At 35.3% G+C, this 18,463-nt stretch carries 16 protein-coding genes; 2 read left to right on the forward strand and 14 right to left on the reverse strand.

Features of this window, described 5'->3' with window-relative positions; all coding sequences use genetic code 11:
• Positions 1–6: 6 nt before the first annotated feature.
• The 11 genes from rbsK to parE form a co-directional block, all read right to left on the reverse strand.
• Positions 7–918, reverse strand: coding sequence for a ribokinase (gene rbsK / locus LKACC16343_RS01635; RefSeq protein WP_056952408.1), 912 nt, complete (start codon positions 916–918; stop codon positions 7–9).
• A 65-nt stretch (positions 919–983) separates the two neighbouring features.
• Positions 984–1,943, reverse strand: coding sequence for a D-ribose ABC transporter substrate-binding protein (locus LKACC16343_RS01640; protein ID WP_056952407.1), 960 nt, complete (start codon positions 1,941–1,943; stop codon positions 984–986).
• Positions 1,944–1,967: 24 nt separating this feature from the next.
• On the reverse strand, positions 1,968–2,954 hold the full coding sequence (locus tag LKACC16343_RS01645; protein WP_056952405.1) for an ABC transporter permease subunit: 987 nt from the start codon (positions 2,952–2,954) through the stop codon (positions 1,968–1,970).
• Entirely contained in the window at positions 2,938–4,437 is a 1,500-nt protein-coding gene (locus tag LKACC16343_RS01650; protein ID WP_056952403.1) for a sugar ABC transporter ATP-binding protein, read from the reverse strand. Before LKACC16343_RS01650 ends, LKACC16343_RS01645 begins: the two co-directional genes overlap by 17 nt.
• Positions 4,438–4,453: 16 nt before the next feature.
• Complete coding sequence (gene rbsD / locus LKACC16343_RS01655; protein ID WP_056952401.1) at positions 4,454–4,846, reverse strand: D-ribose pyranase; 393 nt, start codon at positions 4,844–4,846, stop codon at positions 4,454–4,456.
• 15 nt (positions 4,847–4,861) lie between these two features.
• On the reverse strand, positions 4,862–5,878 hold the full coding sequence (locus LKACC16343_RS01660; RefSeq protein ID WP_056952399.1) for a LacI family DNA-binding transcriptional regulator: 1,017 nt from the start codon (positions 5,876–5,878) through the stop codon (positions 4,862–4,864).
• 145 nt (positions 5,879–6,023) lie between these two features.
• Positions 6,024–6,908: a ribose/proton symporter RbsU gene (rbsU, locus tag LKACC16343_RS01665; RefSeq protein ID WP_056952396.1), complete on the reverse strand. Its 885-nt coding sequence runs from the start codon at positions 6,906–6,908 to the stop codon at positions 6,024–6,026.
• Between the two features lie 333 nt (positions 6,909–7,241).
• On the reverse strand, positions 7,242–8,177 hold the full coding sequence (locus tag LKACC16343_RS01670) for a manganese-dependent inorganic pyrophosphatase (protein WP_025084917.1): 936 nt from the start codon (positions 8,175–8,177) through the stop codon (positions 7,242–7,244).
• A gap of 24 nt (positions 8,178–8,201) precedes the next feature.
• A complete protein-coding gene (locus tag LKACC16343_RS01675) occupies positions 8,202–9,161 on the reverse strand; it encodes a LysR family transcriptional regulator (RefSeq protein WP_054642262.1) in 960 nt (319 codons plus the stop codon).
• Positions 9,162–9,249: 88 nt separating this feature from the next.
• Positions 9,250–11,697, reverse strand: coding sequence for a DNA topoisomerase IV subunit A (gene parC / locus LKACC16343_RS01680; RefSeq protein WP_087721249.1), 2,448 nt, complete (start codon positions 11,695–11,697; stop codon positions 9,250–9,252).
• Positions 11,698–11,707: 10 nt separating this feature from the next.
• The gene (parE, locus tag LKACC16343_RS01685) at positions 11,708–13,711 is read right to left on the reverse strand and encodes a DNA topoisomerase IV subunit B (RefSeq protein ID WP_056952395.1); all 2,004 of its coding nucleotides are present in this window, start codon (positions 13,709–13,711) and stop codon (positions 11,708–11,710) included.
• Between the two features lie 210 nt (positions 13,712–13,921).
• Between parE and plsY the strand changes: the two genes are divergently transcribed.
• Together plsY and LKACC16343_RS01695 are read left to right on the forward strand one after the other, a co-directional pair.
• On the forward strand, positions 13,922–14,542 hold the full coding sequence (plsY, locus tag LKACC16343_RS01690) for a glycerol-3-phosphate 1-O-acyltransferase PlsY (protein ID WP_056952393.1): 621 nt from the start codon (positions 13,922–13,924) through the stop codon (positions 14,540–14,542).
• Between the two features lie 133 nt (positions 14,543–14,675).
• Positions 14,676–15,380, forward strand: a complete 705-nt coding sequence (locus tag LKACC16343_RS01695) for a DUF3862 domain-containing protein (protein ID WP_056952382.1) — start codon at positions 14,676–14,678, stop codon at positions 15,378–15,380.
• Positions 15,381–15,578: 198 nt separating this feature from the next.
• Here LKACC16343_RS01695 and LKACC16343_RS01700 read toward each other — a convergent pair whose 3' ends face one another.
• Genes LKACC16343_RS01700 through hslV form a run of 3 tightly spaced genes read right to left on the reverse strand, consistent with a single transcriptional unit; the run spans position 15,579 to position 18,453 of the window.
• A complete protein-coding gene (locus LKACC16343_RS01700; protein ID WP_056952381.1) occupies positions 15,579–16,460 on the reverse strand; it encodes an aldose 1-epimerase family protein in 882 nt (293 codons plus the stop codon).
• A 9-nt stretch (positions 16,461–16,469) separates the two neighbouring features.
• The gene (gene hslU / locus LKACC16343_RS01705; protein WP_056952380.1) at positions 16,470–17,909 is read right to left on the reverse strand and encodes an ATP-dependent protease ATPase subunit HslU; all 1,440 of its coding nucleotides are present in this window, start codon (positions 17,907–17,909) and stop codon (positions 16,470–16,472) included.
• A gap of 19 nt (positions 17,910–17,928) precedes the next feature.
• The gene (gene hslV, locus LKACC16343_RS01710) at positions 17,929–18,453 is read right to left on the reverse strand and encodes an HslVU peptidase proteolytic subunit (protein WP_054642268.1); all 525 of its coding nucleotides are present in this window, start codon (positions 18,451–18,453) and stop codon (positions 17,929–17,931) included.
• Positions 18,454–18,463 lie beyond the last annotated feature (10 nt).

Consider the following 18,463-nt stretch of genomic DNA (forward strand, 5'->3'; position numbering starts at 1 on the left):
TTTAGTTTATTTTAGAACAGCCTCGCGTTTAGGAATTGAAGGAAAAGCTCCTAATTTTTGAACTGTTAATGATGAAGCTTTACTTGCATAGACAATTGCATCATGGATATTAGATAGATCTGGATTCAATTCAGATGCTAACGCACCAATAAAGGTATCGCCTGCGGCCGTGGTATCAACAGCCTTGACTTTAAAGGCTGGAATTTGTTCTGACTTACCGTTTAGAGAAACAAATGAACCCTTTGATCCCAAAGTAATAATTACACCACTGATTCCTAAATTATGATAAAAATCAGCAGACATTTTCAAAGAATCCTCGTCAGTAATTTTAATACCTGAAATTAACTCACTTTCCGTCTCATTAGGAGTAATGATATCTGTCAATTTTAAGAGTTCCTCAGGGATGTCTTTAACGGCGGGAGCGGGATTCAAAATAGTTACCTTCTTAGCCGTATGAGCAACTTTAAAGGCAGCAATAGCAGCTGGGATTGGTGTCTCGAATTCTGTAACAATAAAATCACTCTGCTTAATCGTATCTTGAGCTTGATCAACATCTTCGGCAGTTACCAAAGCATTGGCACCTGCTTGATAAATAATGGAGTTCTGACCTGATTTTTGTAGAAGAATATATGATTGCCCCGTATCTTCCTTCGGAACTACTGTAACGTGTTTTGTATCTATATGATCCTCTTTTAAGAGTTTCAACATTAATTTTCCATTACCGTCATCCCCAACACGACCAATGAAACTAGTATCTGCTTCTGATCTGGCCGCAGCAACAGCTTGGTTAGCACCCTTACCACCACCAGCTTTCGAGAAGGAATTCATTTTTATAGTCTCACCAGGTTTGGGTAAGTTATCGATATGCATGATACTGTCAACGTTAATACTTCCGATTACAACTACTTTATTTGCCATTTTGCTCTCCTCCAAAAAAGGGAACATGAAGTAAATTCATATTCCCCTTTAATTCATGTTGATTACTATTTATTTAAACTATCAGTTGTAACTAATTTCAATGGTGATTCAATATTCTTTTTAACTTTTTTACCATTGAAATGATCATATGCAGCTTGTAGTGCTAAACGTCCCATTTCTTCTGGTTGTTGTGCTACTGTTGCAGCCATTTTACCTGACTTGACAGCCTTGATACCATCTTCTTCACCATCAAAACCAACGATAGCAATATCTTTGTTAGCTGACTTGACAGCTTGAACAGCCCCTAGAGCCATTTCATCATTTTGTGAGAAAATTCCTACAATATCTGAATTTCCTTGAAGAATGTTTTCTGTAGTGCTCAAACCTTTTGCACGATCAAATCCAGCTGTTTGTTTAGCAACAATATCTAGTTTACCTTTAGCATACTTGTCAAAACCTTTACCACGTTCACGAGTTGCTGAGGCTCCTGGGATTCCTTGTAGTTCAGCAACCTTAGCATTGTTACCCAACTTCTTGATCAAGAACTCAGCGGCCATCTTACCACCTTTAGTGGAATTAGAAGCAACTAAAGTCAAAACCTTTCCGCCCTCGCTAGAACGATCAACGGTGATGACTGGAATACCCGCATCATTTGCGTCTTTAACAGCCGGTGTAATAGCTGATGAATCTACTGGGTTAATGATCAAAACATCAACCTTTTTAGTAATTAAATCTTCAATATCATTATTTTGTTTAGCTGTATCATTTTGTGCATCAGAAACTTGGACATTGGTTCCATTTTTCTTAGCTAAATCATTGATCCCCTTCTTAACGGAAACAAAGAATGGATTGGACAAAGTTGATAGTGAAGCTCCAACTTTAATGTCCTTAGGTTTCTTAGTCTCTACTTTAGAATCACTTGATCCACCTGAGTCAAGACCTGACTTTCCACATCCTGCTAGAGTAAACATAGCTAATGCAGAGATACTAACTGCTAAAAGTACACGCTTTAAAGATTTCTTCATAATAGAAAATCCCCCTTAATATGATTAATCATTTGATGAACGTCTATCTAGTAGTACAGCAATCAAAATTACAATACCTTTAACGATCTGTTGATAGAAACTGGAAATTCCCAACAAATTCATACCGTTATTCAATGTACCAATTATCAAGGCACCAATTAAAGTTCCAAAGATTCTACCTTTACCACCAGCCAATGACGTACCACCTAAAACAACAGCGGCAATAGCATCCATTTCATAAGATGTCCCAGCATCCGGTTGGGCAGAGCTCAAACGTGAAGTTAAAATGATTCCAGCTAATGATGCCATCAATCCAGAAATAGTATAGATCCACATTGTAACAATTTTTGTCTTAACACCAGCAATGTAAGCAGCTTGTTCGTTGCCACCCAAAGCATATGTTTTACGTCCAAATGTTGTCTTATGTAACAAGACATATAAAATTAAATAAACAATTGCCATAATAAAGATTGGAACTGGAATTCCTAACAAGTAGCCACGACCCATAAATTGGAAAAGAAAACTGTTATTCATCTTGGCCCCAGTAATAGGATTACCATTTGTAAATACATATGTAGCACCGCGGAAAATGGTCATAGTTGCTAATGTAGCAATGAATGGTGCGGCTTTACCATAGGCAATCAAAATCCCATTTAAGAATCCTAGAAGTCCACCCATTAAAAATCCGACTAGCAAAGCGACAATTGCTGAAGTGCCACTGGCCAACATTGAGGCCGTTACCGCACCAGTTAAAGCAAGGATTGAACCAACCGACAAATCAATACCACCAGTTAAAATTACAAAGGTCATCCCAAAGGCAATTACGGCATTAATTGATACTTGTCTCAATAGGTTTAATAAATTACTAGGTTGAATAAATCCTGGACTCAGAGCAGTAACCAAGATAATCAAAATAATTAAGGCTACCAAAGGTCCTAACTTACTAATAAACTTTTTGAAATTAAAACCACTTTTTTCGCTTTTCTCAGCGATTTTAGTTTGTTCTTCCATCGTTTGATCCCCCTGTCGCTAAAGTCATAACTGACTCTTGTGTTGCTGTCTTTGTATCTACGATTCCTGTAATCTTACCTTCATAAACGACTGCAATTTTATCACTCATACCTAAAACTTCTGGTAAATCACTTGAAATCATAATAATAGCAACATGCCGATCAGTTAATTCATTCATCAAGTCATAAATTTCACGTTTAGCACCAACATCAACACCACGAGTAGGCTCATCTAAAATCAACACTCTAGATCCTGAACCGACCCATTTAGCCAAAACTACCTTTTGCTGATTACCACCGCTCAAACTACCAGCACTAACATCAGCACTTTGAGCCTTAACCGTCAAACGTTTCATTAACATATTTGTGAAATCGTTTACAGATTTGTCATCAATAATCCCGTGTTTAACAAATCCACCAATCGATGGTAAAGCAATATTGTCACGCAATGAGTCATTTAAAATCAGACCTTCATCCTTACGATTCTCTGTTAAGAAACCAATTTGATTTTTGATAGCCTCCTGAGGCGAATGAATATGCACCTCCTTACCATCAATCAAGATTTTACCTTCGTTATGAGGATCAATTCCAAAGATAGAGCGCATGATTTCTGTTCTTCCAGCACCCATCAATCCAGAAAATGCTAAGATTTCACCTTCGTGAACTCGAAAATTAACATCACTGAAAACACCTTTTTCCGATAGGTGCTGAACTTCAAGCGAAACTTTACCAAAATGAGGGTCACGGTCCGGATAGAAGTCTCCAATTTCACGTCCAACCATATCTTTGACTAATTGTTTCATATTTACATCTTTAGTTGAATACTCATTAATAGAAATACCATCACGCATTACTGTTACTTTATCCGCAATTTCAAAAATTTCTTCCATACGGTGAGAAATGTAGATAAAACCAACACCTTGTTTTTTCAAATCACGTACTACTTCAAATAGTTGTGCAATTTCATTTTCAGTTAAAGCTGCAGTTGGTTCGTCCATAATAATAATCTTAGCATCCGTCATCAAAGACTTGGCAATTTCAATCATCTGCTGACGCCCTACGCTCAACGTTCCAATTGGCTTATCGACATCAATCTTGGTCCCCAATTTATTTAAATAGAATCTAGCTTGTTCATGCATTTTGCTTTCATTCATAATGCCAAATTTGTTTTTTATTTCCTTATTAAGAAACATATTATCAACAACTGACATTTCCAAAAAATTATTCATTTCTTGATGGATAAAAGAAATTCCATGTTGTTCCGCATCAAGCGGACCATTAAATTGTGTTTGCTTACCATCGACATAAATTTCTCCGCCATCATCATCATAAAGGCCAGTAAGAATATTCATTAGTGTCGATTTACCAGCACCATTTTCACCCATCAAAGTATGAACTTCTCCAGATTGAACAGTGAAATTAACACCTTCCAAAACTTTATTAGTACCAAAGGCTTTAGAAATATTTTTCATTTCAATCTTCATAAAAAATCACCTCCGGTTAAAATGTGACTCCACTCTCTAAAATGATATTTGAAAACGGACTAGCTTCACCAGTACGGATGAAAGCCTTATTAGTACTTAATCTTTTTTTCATTTCATCATGTGGAATAAATTCGATTGGTACATCGATCAACTTTTTGATATTAGCCAATTGTTCAGGATTCTGCGTTTTAATTTCCTCTGCCAAATATACCTTTTGAATTTGTAATTCTGAAAGTACATTCTGTAAAACATCAATAAAGCTAGGTAAACCCTTTTGAACGGCCAAATCAATTTTCTTTGTTCCGGCAGGTACTGGCATACCAGCATCTCCAATTGACAAAGTATCAAAATGACCCATATCGGCTATCACTGCGGAAATCTGAGTATTCAAAACTAAACCTTTTTTCATCAGTTCGTCCCCCTCTTAAATCACTTTTCTTGTTGAATCTCCAATTTTTAACTTAGTATTTAGAATAATTGTCTTCTTTGCACTACTGGGATTTTTGATTCGATTAATTAATAGTTCTACCACTTGTTCACCAATTTCATCTATTGGTTGGGCCATAGTCGTTAAACTCGGCGTCAAATATTTATTTAAATTAATATCATCGAAACCAACGACTGAATAATCTTCGGGTATTCTCTTGTCCAATAAATTCAAGCCCTTGTAAACACCCATCGCCACATCATCATTAATGGCTATAACAGCTGTGGCATTAGTCTGAACAATCTTATGTGCTGCCTCAACACCACCTTCTGGTCCAAAAGTTGCTCTAAAAATCAACTCCTTTTCAATTCTCAAATTATGATTTTTAAAAGCTTTTTCGTAACCAGTAAAACGTTTTACTAAGTTCATTGTCAACGATTCAGGTATTACAAAAGCGACATGCTTATGACCTAGAGATAATATATGTTCCGCAATCTGTTCTCCTGATACCTCTTCATTGATCAAAACCCGATCATCATCAATATTTAAATCAGCTTGATCAGTTAGTACCATGGGAATATTATTATGCGTCGATAATTTATCAACAATTTCTTTAGATGCTCCTGGAGCCGCTAAAATCAAACCCTTTTGTGTTCCTGAAGCAAATTGCTCAATAAAATAATCGATATTCTCTTTAAAACCGTTGACACTAAAGATTTGAGGAAAATAACCCTTAGGGATGGCAGCCTGCTCAACACTCAATCCTAAACTAGCAAAGAAAGGATTCATAATATCCGGAATCACAATGCCGATTGAATTGGTTCTCTGTCCTACCAATCCTCTTGCATAATAGTCTGGATAATAATCCAGCTCTGTCTGAGCTTTATGAACTTTTTCTTTTGTTTCTTCACTAAAGCGATCACCTTTGCCATTTAGAATTAAAGAAACTGTTGTGACCGAAATATCTGCTTTATTAGCAACATCTCTAATCGTTGTTTTATGATTTCTTTTCAAAGTGAAACACCTCTCAAACCAGTAAACCGTTTTACTTACGCTTACGAGCACATCATATCTTGTTGTGTAAGCGCTGTCAATAATATTTTTTTATAAATCTCAAAAAAAGAGTCTTAACCCTTTCAGATCAAGACTTAAATTATTTTTATATGAAGGCTGTAATAATTCCGGCCACGACAACCAAGATCAATCCAGAAATAACCATGATCATTTCTTTATGTGTCTTTCTTTCATGCAGGATATAGATACCACCAAGTGTTCCGATAATAACATTCATTTGTGAAAGCGTAAATCCAGTAGCTAATCCATTCACATCTTTACGTGATGAGATCAAATATGTCAAAGCGGCAAAAGCAAAGAAGATACCACTAATAATATTCAAATAAGTACTCTTAGATCTATATGGTTTAGCTTGTCGATTACTCTTTGTAATAAAAGCAAAAATAGTTGACGCAACTGCCATACCTAAAGCCTGTGGCAAGAATGCTTGGAAACTATCAACGTAAACAGCTTGTGGAAATGCTGAATATCCAACATAACCGATCGTAGCAATTAGTACCAAAGAAATACCTTTAACAACACTTGATTCACTCTCAGTAACCTTTTTCTCACTATACGTAGTTAGATAAACTCCAATAATAATTAAAACAATTGAGAAAAAGCCGATCAATTTAGCCGTTACTGAAGGCCACTCTCCTAGAACCACGACACCCCACAATGAAGTACCAATCAATTGAAAACCAGTTGAAACCGGCATTGTTTTAGAAACACCCATTTCACCAAAGGCGTAGAATACCAAACTTTGAGCAATGGACCAACAAGCACCAGATAAAAATGTGAACAAGAAATTCTTACCTGTCAATAAAGGTGTTTGCATAGCAACTGCAACAACAATAGCAGATAACAAAGTACCATATGTAGCACCAATAATTTGATTGACTGGCTTCCCTCCGAACTTCCCAGTCATGATTGGGAAAACACCCCAACCGATCATTGGTAAAAGACCAATTAAAATATTTATTACATTCATTAAAAAAAGACTCCCTCTAACTCTAAAATAAAAGTAAATTTTCAGCAATGTTGCCATTATATCAAACTTAAGAATACGTTTTCAAGAAAAATGTTCATTTTCATTAATTTTATTATCAATATTTAGGATTCGATAAACAAATTTGACCATTGACAACAATGGCATTTCTTTAGATCATTTCATTATTCTGCATAAAAATAATTGTGAAAACGTGTGTTTTGGTTTCTGATAGTCTACTTTCTTATAATATAACGATTTCTAAAAATTCTAGCTACAAAAAAAATAAGAAACCTTCAAAAGGATTTCTTATCTTTTTAAAATCATAATATTAAATTAAAATTTAGCATCCAATGGAGGAACAACTTGCTTCTTACGTGATACAACACCAGGTAAACTAGCTTTGTTATCTGAAACCTTAGTATTAAGTGCTTCTTCAAATGTCTTGATAGCACTATCGTCTCCGATGATAATACCTGTTGTATCGCTTGTTAAGATATTTGTAATCAACAATACAAATAAGTTGTAACCCTTGTCAGCACTTTCAGCCTTAATGTCTTTAACAAAGTCAGCTTCACGTTTTAGAGTATCGTCAATATCAACAGTATTAACTTGAGCAATACGTACGCTATTACCCTTCATATCAAAGCTCTTAGCATCCATATCAATTAGTTCTTGTGTTGACTTGCTGTCAAGATTTGTACCAGCTTTCAACATCTCAAGACCGTATGATTCATAATCGATGCCAGCTGTCTTAGCTAGGCTCTTCAAAGCAGCTCTATCTTCATCAGTTGTTGTAGGTGATTTCAATAATAGAGTATCAGAAATAATTGATGAAGCCATCAATGCAGCAATCTTAGCAGGTACTTCAACATCATTTTCGTTATACATCTTCCAAATAATTGTACTTACACAACCAAGTGGCTCTGCACGATAGTATAGAGGCAATTTTGTTTCGAAATTAGCAATTCTATGATGGTCTACAACGTGTGTAATTTGAACATCATCGATGTCAGGTACACTTTGTTGTTTTTCATTATGATCAACTAACATAACTTTTTTAACTTCACCATTAATGGCTGAGATGATACGTGGATATTTAGCATCAAAATGATTATAAACAAATTTTGTTTCTAGGTTAGGTTCACCCAAAGCAACAGCTTCAGTATTGTATCCTAATTGATTTTGTAAATATGAATAAGCAACGGCAGCTGAAACTGCATCTGTATCAGGATTTCTGTGTCCAAAAACTAATTCTTTTTCTTTTGGCATGAATTGTGCGCCCCTTTTTAATATTTATCTTGAAGACTTAAGACGATCAACATAGCTCATCTTATCTAAGAAATTATCCCATTCATTGAGGAAATCTTCAATTCTTGGAATCTTTTCTTTGTCCTCTCGATATACAAATGATAAATCACTTGTTATAGCTGGTTCAAGTGGTGTTTGATAAAGTTTAAACATTGATTGATGCGCAATACAAAAACTCAATGGCAAAACCGTATAAACATCAGATGATTCTTGTGCAAATTTCAATAATTGATAAGGTGCCGAGAACCGAGCAATAACCTTAGGAAAATCGACTAAAGCATCTCGATATCTTTCACTGATCAATTCATAAAAATAATAACTCTTCAAATAAGTAGCCCAAGGTTTAGCTGTGGCGTCTTTATAACTAACGCTCTTCTTTTTATTAATCTTTTCATCATTATGAACCAACATAATATTATCGCTCATAATCTTCTTAGACCGATAAATCTTCCAGCTCTTAATACTTTTATCAGGTAAATACATAATAGCTAAATCAATTTTATTATTTTGAATGTTATCCCAAAGTTCCTTACGAGTTAATAAATTTAAATCAATAACAACATTAGGATTAACTCGATTGTACTCGACGATAAAATCTTCAATTACAACTGATTCAGCGGTCGACAAAAGTCCAATACTAATTGTACCAGATCTTTCTGAGGACTCTTGTTGAATTTGATCAGTTACATCATTGATCAAGTCAAACATTTGATGCGTTGACTTTAAAAGTAAAGTACCTGCATCGGTTAAATAAATCTTCTTACCGATACTGTAGAATAGTGGCGCCCCAACGACTCTTTCAATCTTTTTAATCTGTTGCGTCAATGCGGGTTGTGTGATTCCTAACAATTGAGCAGTTTTTGTATAACTCATATTCTTAGTTAATTCATCAAAATAATTTAATGCTTTAGAACTAAAAACACGTCTCGATTTCTCATCTAACAATAAGAAGATCCTCCTAATTTGTGAAAGTAAAAATTAATGTAATCAATAAGATAATAATACTATATAAAATGAAAATCTGTTATTTATATCACTCATTTTCTAACATTTTTTTCACAAATCTGAGTGGAATACCATCCGTTTCTGGATCCATAATAAATGAGCCATTGGAATAACGGTCAGCATTCTGATGTATTGACGGATCAATTTCAATTTCTTTATTCGAATCAGTTACGATTGATAGTTGTATATCATTACTAATATTCGTTACTAAACAAATACGATGTGGTTGACGTTTCAATTCTCTGAGAGTTAGAACGCCACGACGAGCACGACTAGTTACAGGTATTTCAGACAATTTCATTTGTTTATATGATCCACGTTGAGTTAAGACTGCAATTTTATCATTGTCGTCATCAGCCAAGAAATAACCAGCTAATTGATCATCGTCTTTCAAACTAACAAATTTAACACCCATTGCTTTTCCACTAACAACTGGCACTTCTTCAATTGGAAAGGCTGAAGCATAAGAATGCTCCGTAAAGACATAAACCAATTGTTTAGAATCATTCGGTACATAATAGACATCCATTACTCGTGAAGTATCGGCCTTCAATTTGCAATACTTGGAAGCTCTAGATTTGTAAGTTCTTCCTGGTAATAAATCATTAAAAGCTACTTGCTTGATGTAGTTCTCATTGGTCCCTATCAAGAAATTACCAGTTTCTTCTTCTAGCTTCTTGAAAACAAAAGCTTTAAGAATTGATTCATCTGTATCCAATCCAATTTCTTGAGAAAGATGTGAACCGGTATCCTTCCAACGACTATCTTCAATTTCAAAGATTTGTCGATAAATCAAATTACCTTTGTCAGTGAAAATAAAGACATGATCCAATGTATTAACATTTTCATCAATAATTGGATAATCTTCATTCTTCAGACCATTATCACCAGCGTCAGAAGCTTGATAAGAACGTAAGCTACTTCGTTTAACATAGCCATCATGACTGACCAATAGACGAACATCCTCACTGGCAACCATAACCTTTGTATCAACTTCGATCTCAGCCACTTTAGCTTCAATCTTAGTACGACGCTTATCAGCATAAGTATCACGTACTTGTGTCAATTCCTTTTTGATTAATGTCATCAAAGTAGTGTGATTATCAATGATTCCATTCAAATGATCAATTTGCTTATGAAGTTCTGCATCTTCTTTTTCCAATTCCGTTACATCGGTATTAGTTAAACGATATAGCTGCAAGGAAACGATTGCCTCAGCTTGTTCATCACTGAATTTATAGCTCTTAATCAAATTATTCTTAGCATCAGATTTATTCTTACTAGAGCGAATAGTCTTAATAACTTTATCCAGAATTGATAAAGCCTTAATTAAACCTTCAACAATATGAAGACGCTTCTTAGCCTTATTCAAGTCAAATCTACTACGACGTAGGACGACGTCTTCTTGATGTTTAATATATTCCTTCAAGATTTGAATCAAACCGACCTGTTGAGGACGCATGTCAGCAATGGCAACCATATTAAAGTTGTATGAAACTTGCAAATCAGTATTTTTAAACAAATAGTTCAAAATACCATTAGCATCAACATCACGTTTTAATTCAACAACGATCGACAATCCTTGACGGTCACTCTCATCACGTACTTCCGCGATTCCTTCAACCTTTTTAAGAACACGAATTTCATCCATCTTCTTAACTAATTGGGCTTTATTAACTTCATAAGGAATTTCAGTAATAACAATTTGAGACTTATGTCCACGGATCTCTTGAATTGAAGTCTTAGAACGAATATAAACACGTCCACGACCATTGGTATAAGCATCTTTAATACCTTGCTTGCCCTGTAAAATACCACCAGTTGGAAAATCTGGACCTTTAACGATCTTCATCAATTCGTCCAAAGTAATATCAGGGTTATCAATCATTTTGATTGTTGCATCAATAACTTCACCCAAATTATGAGGTGGAATCTCTGTTGCATAACCAGCCGAAATACCAGTAGCACCGTTAACTAATAAATTAGGAAAACGTGCTGGTAAAACCTTGGGTTCCTTTTCAGTATCATCAAAATTCCACTCTTCATCAACGGTATCTTTGTTAATATCACGTAACATTTCAGTCGAAATCTTACTTAAACGTGCTTCTGTATAACGCATAGCAGCCGGTGGATCACCATCCATCGAACCATTGTTACCATGCATTTCAATTAAAGGATTACGCAATTTCCAATCTTGAGACAAACGAACCATAGCCTCATAAATTGAAGAATCACCATGGGGATGAAAATTACCCATGACGTTACCAACACCTTTGGCTGATTTACGAAAACCTTTATCGTAAGTATTACCATCCAAGAACATTGAATAAAGAATTCTCCGTTGAACGGGTTTCAAACCATCACGGATATCTGGTAACGCTCTTTCTTGAATAATTGATTTTGAATATCTCGCAAATCGATCTCCCATGATTTTTTCGAGCGAGATATCTTGAATTTTAGGAGAATTTTCAGTCACTATGTATCACCTATTCCTTATTCAATAAATCGTCAACGAGTTTACTATCAATTGGATCAGTATCATCATCAACTTTTTCCAAGATATTGTCGCCTTCTTCAGTTCCATTGAAACGAACATTATCTTCGATCCAATCACGTCTAGGCTTAACTTTATCCCCCATCAAAGTTGTTACACGACGCTCCGCCAAAGCAGCATCATCGATATTAACTCTGATCAGGATACGATTTGTTGGATCCATTGTTGTCTTCCAAAGTTGATCGGCATTCATTTCACCTAAACCTTTGAAACGTTGTAATTCGTAGCCCTTACCCATCTTCTCAATGCCTTTTTGAAGCTCATCTGGAGTCCAGGCATATTCAATCTTAGTCTTAGCACCTTTACCCTTTTGAAGCTTGTAAAGTGGTGATAAAGCAATATAAACGTGTCCAGACTCAACTAGGGGACGCATGTAACGATAGAAGAAGGTCAACAGCAAGATCTGAATATGAGAACCGTCATCATCAGCATCAGTCATGATAATAATTTTGTCATAATTACGATCTTCTAATTTAAAATCAGCTCCAACACCGGCACCGATTGTATAAATCATAGTATTGATCTCTTCGTTTTTATAAATATCTTCTAATTTGGCCTTTTGAGTATTTAAAACTTTACCACGTAAAGGCAAGATAGCTTGAAACTTACGGTCTCGTCCTTGTTTTGCAGAGCCACCGGCTGAATCACCCTCGACAAGGAACAATTCATTCTTATCAGGATTCTTAGATTGAGCAGGCGTTAGTTTACCAGAAAGTAAACCGTCGGTTTTTTTATTCTTTTTACCGCTACGAGTACTCTCACGAGCCTTACGAGCTGCATCCCGGGCTTCACGAGCCTTTAAAGCCTTCTTAACTAACATTTGAGCTTGTTCACCATTTTCCAATAGATAAAAGCTCATTTGTTCATAAACTAGTTGATCAACAGCTGATCTAGCTTGAGGAGTTCCTAATTTACCTTTTGTTTGACCTTCGAATTGAAGAATTTCTTCAGGAATTCGAACGGAGATAATAGCTGATAGACCTTCACGAACATCGCTACCTTCCAAATTCTTACTATTTTCCTTTAGCAAACCTACTTTACGAGCATAGTCATTGAAGGCTTTTGTCAAACCAGACTTCATTCCGGCTTCATGTGTCCCACCATCAGCAGTACGTACGTTATTAACAAACGAGATGATGTTCTCTGAGTATCCATCATTGTATTGGCCAGAAAATTCAATTTCAATGTCAGAATTAGTACCCTCAACATAGAAAATTCCGCCTAAAGCATCTTTTCCCTCGTTCAGGTACTTTACAAATGATTGGATTCCATCTTCATAATGGAAAATATCTTGTTTTTCTTCTTCACCACGTTTATCAGTGATAGTAAATTTAACACCTTTTAGTAAGAAAGCTGACTCACGTAATCTCTCAGCTAACGTATCGTAGTTAAATTTAGTTGTTTGAAAGATAGTAGCATCAGGTTTGAAACTGATGGTTGTTCCACTATCTTCTTTGGTAGTACCAGTCTTTTTCAAGGTTCCAACTGGGTGACCACCATTTTCAAAACGTTCTTCATAAACTTTATGATCACGAACAACACGAACTGTCATCCATTCTGACAAAGCATTCACAACTGAAGAACCAACACCGTGCAGTCCACCAGACGTTTTGTAACTATTTTCTGAGAACTTACCACCGGCATGTAAAACCGTCAAAATTACTTCAATAGTTGGCTTCCCGCTGGCATGCATACCTGTCGGCATTCCACGTCCATGGTCTACAACAGTAATACTGCTATCCTCATTGATAGTAACGTTGATTTCTTTACCAAATCCTGATAGAGCTTCATCGACTGCATTATCGACAATTTCATATACCAAGTGATGTAAACCACGTGAATCAGTGGAACCAATGTACATACCTGGTCTTTTTCGTACAGCTTCTAATCCTTCAAGGATTTGAATTGACGAATCATCATAAGATGATTTTGGCATTTATATCATTCCTTTTCATTTGCTACGTAGTGCAATATTTCAATATTATAACACTATTACCTTAACACGAATATATGTTCGTACATAAGAAATCTTTTAATTTCTAGTAAAATAGTGGATAATGTCTAGGTTGGTATTTATAATTCTCTAATAAAAGCACCATAGAAATACAATATACCAAAAAAATAAAGCTAAGAGAGTGATTTTTTGATGAAACTTCTCATTTGTGCAATATTAGCCTACTTAATTGGCTCATTTCCAACTGCTTATATCGTTGGAAAAGTTTTCTTTCATAAAAATATTTTTGATTACGGTAGTGGAAACGTCGGAACTACCAATGCTTATCGTGTTTTCGGCAAATTTGCCGGAACAGTTGTTCTAGTTATCGATATTTTGAAGGGAACCTTAGGTGCATTAATGCCAGTTTTCTTTAATTTAGATCGTCATTGGATTCTATTTATTGGAATTTTTGCCGTAATTGGACATTGTTTCTCTATTTTTCTTAAATTCCGCGGTGGAAAAGCCGTTGCAACCAGTGCAGGAATACTTTTGGCTTATAATCCTCTACTATTTGTCATCTGTTTTGCTTTTCTTGCCATAATCGTTTATACAACCAGTATGGTTAGCGTTGCCAGCTTGACTACAATCTTATTCTTTACGATTGCTACTTTATTCCTTCACGATTGGATTTTAACTACCGTCGCCGCTATTATTACTGTCATTATTTATGTGCGTCATATTCCAAATATTAAGCGACTGCTCAAAGGAAAAGAAAATTTAGTTCCAATTGGTTTGAGATATAAGAAGCAACAAAAGGAACAGCAAAAATAATTACTACTTCTAAAAAACGACCATTTAAATTGGCCGTTTTTTTCTTTTATTTTCTTTAAATTCAACGTCAAAAGTCCTAGTTACTGATAAAATATGATTAAAGTGATTAGCACCGTTTAGGGGGAACATGACAATGGATAAAAAATATCCTAGTAGATCCGAATATCGTCGTTCTAATGGTCTTAAAAAATCTTTCTATCAAAGATGGTGGTTCTGGATCATAATTATTCTTTTAATTGTTGGTGGAGGCGCTGGCGGTTATTATTTATACTCTCATTCCCAAGAGAATGCTTCGAATGTTCAAAAGAAAAATACTACTTCAAAGGCTAAACCTAAAAAGAAGAAAAAATCAGTAACTGCTTCAGGGATAACTTTAAAACAGTACAATAGTATTTATATCAGTGACAAGGATGGCCTATCCTTAGATGTTTTAACGAAATTCTTCGGTAAATCAGTAACTAGTACTGTAAGCAAGGTAAATGATAAACAGACTAATATGGAAACGTGGTCTAAAGTTGCCAATGGTACTAAGGATTCCAAACTGGTCGTACAATTTTACAATGATCATGCTATTGAAAAGATTATCTCTGGTCTTACAGTTAATCGAAGTTCTAAGATTAGTTTAGCTGATTATGCCAAAATCGATAACAATCAAACAACTGATCAAGTTACTCAAACACTTGGAAAACCTAATTATTACTCTGAAACAAATATCGATGGTACTACAAATACAACATATAAGTATACAACCGGATTAGATGGCGAAGATGGTGCTAATTGCACGATCAATTTCACTAATGGTAATGTTAGTGGTAAAAGTCAAACAGGATTAAAATAACTTTTACCACTAACATAAAATCGTTTTATCCTGCGCTTATAAGTTGAAAATCCCCATATTTATTCGGGCGTTAAAACATCCTATAGTAGATAATTTACTATGAGGTGTTTTTCATTGCCTAAAAAAGAGAAGGACAGTTAATTCCAGATTCTAAATGAATCATGAAATTAACTGTCCTTTTATTTTTAATATCCAAATCTATTTCACTGATATACTGAAATATGCTTCAAATTGTTCATTAGGTGCTAAACGGTTAATACCGTATTTGGTCTTCAATTGATTTTCACTGTCGTTTTTATCGGCAATCCCCCACCAGGGTTCGATACACATAAAATTGCCTTCTGTGGGATATGAGGACCACATACCAAAGAATTTAGCGTTACCTGTATCTAGGATGACCTGACGTTCACTTTTATCACTTGAAATTGTCACTTGTGTGGGTTCATTCAAGCGATAAACGATTGCATCATTAACAAAAGCTTCATGACTCAATGGGAAATCTTGATTATCAACTTTCTTTTCATTGTTAAGATCAATATTTCCTGTTTCTCCATTAATTGGAATCAAAGTTCTGGATTCTTTGGGATCAACTTTGACAGTAAAGTCTTCATAATTAAGTCCCTTTTCAAAAGGCACTGAGAATCCGGGATGTGCACCAATTGAGAAGTACATATCTTCTGATTCTTCCAAACTATCAACTAAGTAGGAAATTTGAAGTGTTCCCTTAACTAATTGATAAACGATTCTTAACTTAAAGTGATATGGGTATTTTTCCAAACTGGCTTCACTTGTTGTTAAACTCAAAACCAATTTAGAATCTGATTGAGAATCAAGTGCAAATTCTTGATCTCTGGCAAATCCATGTTGTGTCATTTGATATTCCTTATCATTAACATAATAATGATTATCTTTTAAACGACCAACAATTGGGAATAGTACTGGAGCATGTCTTCCCCAAACATTAGGGTTAGCTTGCCACATGAATTCTACCCCTTTAGTATTCTTGACACTGATTACCTCAGCACCTAGAGACTCCACCTTAATTGTTAAAAAATCATTTTTTAATTGATAGACTGTCATAATTGCCCCCTATAGAATGTAACGTGAAAGATCTTGATCGCTGGCAATCTTACCAACTTGTTCACGAACATATTCACGTGTAATAGTAATATCTCCCATTTGCATATCTGGACCTTCATAAAGAATATCAGCTAAGATCTTCTCTAATACGGTTGAAAGTCTTCTTGCACCAATGTTTTGGTTACTATTATTTAACTCAAAAGCAATTTTTGCAATCTCTTCAACTGATTCTTTAGTAAATGTTAAATGTATTCCATCAGCTCTTGTAAGCGCAACATATTGTTTTGTTAAAGCATTATCCGGTTTAGTCAAGATTTGAATGAAATCATCTTCAGTCAAGTCTTGCAATTCAACACGAATTGGGAAACGTCCTTGCAATTCAGCAATCAAATCACTTGGTTTGCTTTCAGCAAAGGCACCACTGGCAATAAAGAGAATATGATCAGTATCTACTGGACCATACTTTGTATTAATTCGTGAACCTTCAACGATAGGCAAAATATCACGTTGAACACCCTCACGAGAAACCTCACCAGAAGTCTTTTTATCTCCGGCAGCAATTTTATCGAACTCATCAATAAAGATAATTCCGTTATTTTGAGTTCTTTCAATAGCTTTTTGATAAATTTCATCATGATCAACACGTTTTTGAGATTCTTGTTGAATCAATAACTCACGTGCTTCTTTAACAGGTAAAGTTCTAGTAATAGTCTTCTTAGGCATTAATGAATCCATCATGCCGCTCATATCAAGACCCATTTGTCCCATTTGATCATCCATAGGACCAACTTTTTTAGACTCTTCAACCTTAATAGTTACTTCTTCATCTTCAAGCAAGCCCTTATCTAATTGTTCCTTAACTGACAAACGTTGATTGCGAATATCATCTGTAACCTCAGCATTAGCATCAGGATCGTCGTCAACTGTATCGGCATTATTAAAGATATTGCCTAAAGCTTGGCCTCCACCATTTTGCATGTTGTTAAGCATACTCATGAAGTCATTGTTATTTTGTTTTTGTTCCTTTTTAACACCAGGAGCTAATAATTTAACTAATTTCTTATCAACGTCACGACGAACTTCTGGTCTGATATCATCAAATTTTTCCTTTTCAACCATTGAAACGGCAACACTAACCAAATCACGAACCATTGATTCAACATCACGACCAACGTAACCAACTTCAGTAAACTTAGTAGCCTCTACTTTAACAAAAGGAGCATTAACAATCTTAGCTAATCTACGGGCAATTTCAGTTTTACCAACACCTGTAGGTCCAATCATCATTAAGTTCTTAGGTGTGATTTCTTGTTGTAACTTTTCAGGTACTTGCATACGACGGTAACGATTATATAAAGCAATCGCTACGGCCTTTTTAGCATCAGTTTGACCAATAATATAGTTATCCAATTGAGCAACAATTTGTTTTGGTGTCAATACTTCTGTCATTTATTAATCCTCACTCTAATTAAAATTTATCTGAAATAATATTCTCATTGGTAAAGATATCGATTGAAGAAGCAATCTTGATAGCTTCAACAGCCATTTCTTGGGCGTCCATATCTTTAGCATGGCGTTGCATAGCGATGGCAGCTGCTTGAGCAAAATTACCACCTGAACCAATTGCTACAACATCTTCATCCGGTTCAATAACTTCACCACTACCAGAAATTAAAAGAAGATTATCTTTATCCATAGCAATTAACATAGCTTCAAGTTTTTGTAGAGTTGGATCTTTGCGCCAATCTTGTGCCAATTCAACTGCAGCACGTTTTAGATTGCCTGAATAAGCCTTTAATTTCTTTTCTAACCAATCTTGAAGTGTAATGGCATCAGCTACACCACCAGCAAATCCAATGACAACTTGATCATCAAAAATGCGTCTTACTTTATGAGCTGAGCCCTTCATAATATATTTTTCACCTAATGTAACTTGGCCATCACCGGCAATTGCAGTGTGTCCATCATGTTTTACAGCAACTATTGTAGTCATTTATTTACCT

The organism is Companilactobacillus bobalius (assembly GCF_002179915.1).
GTDB lineage: Bacteria > Bacillota > Bacilli > Lactobacillales > Lactobacillaceae > Companilactobacillus > Companilactobacillus bobalius.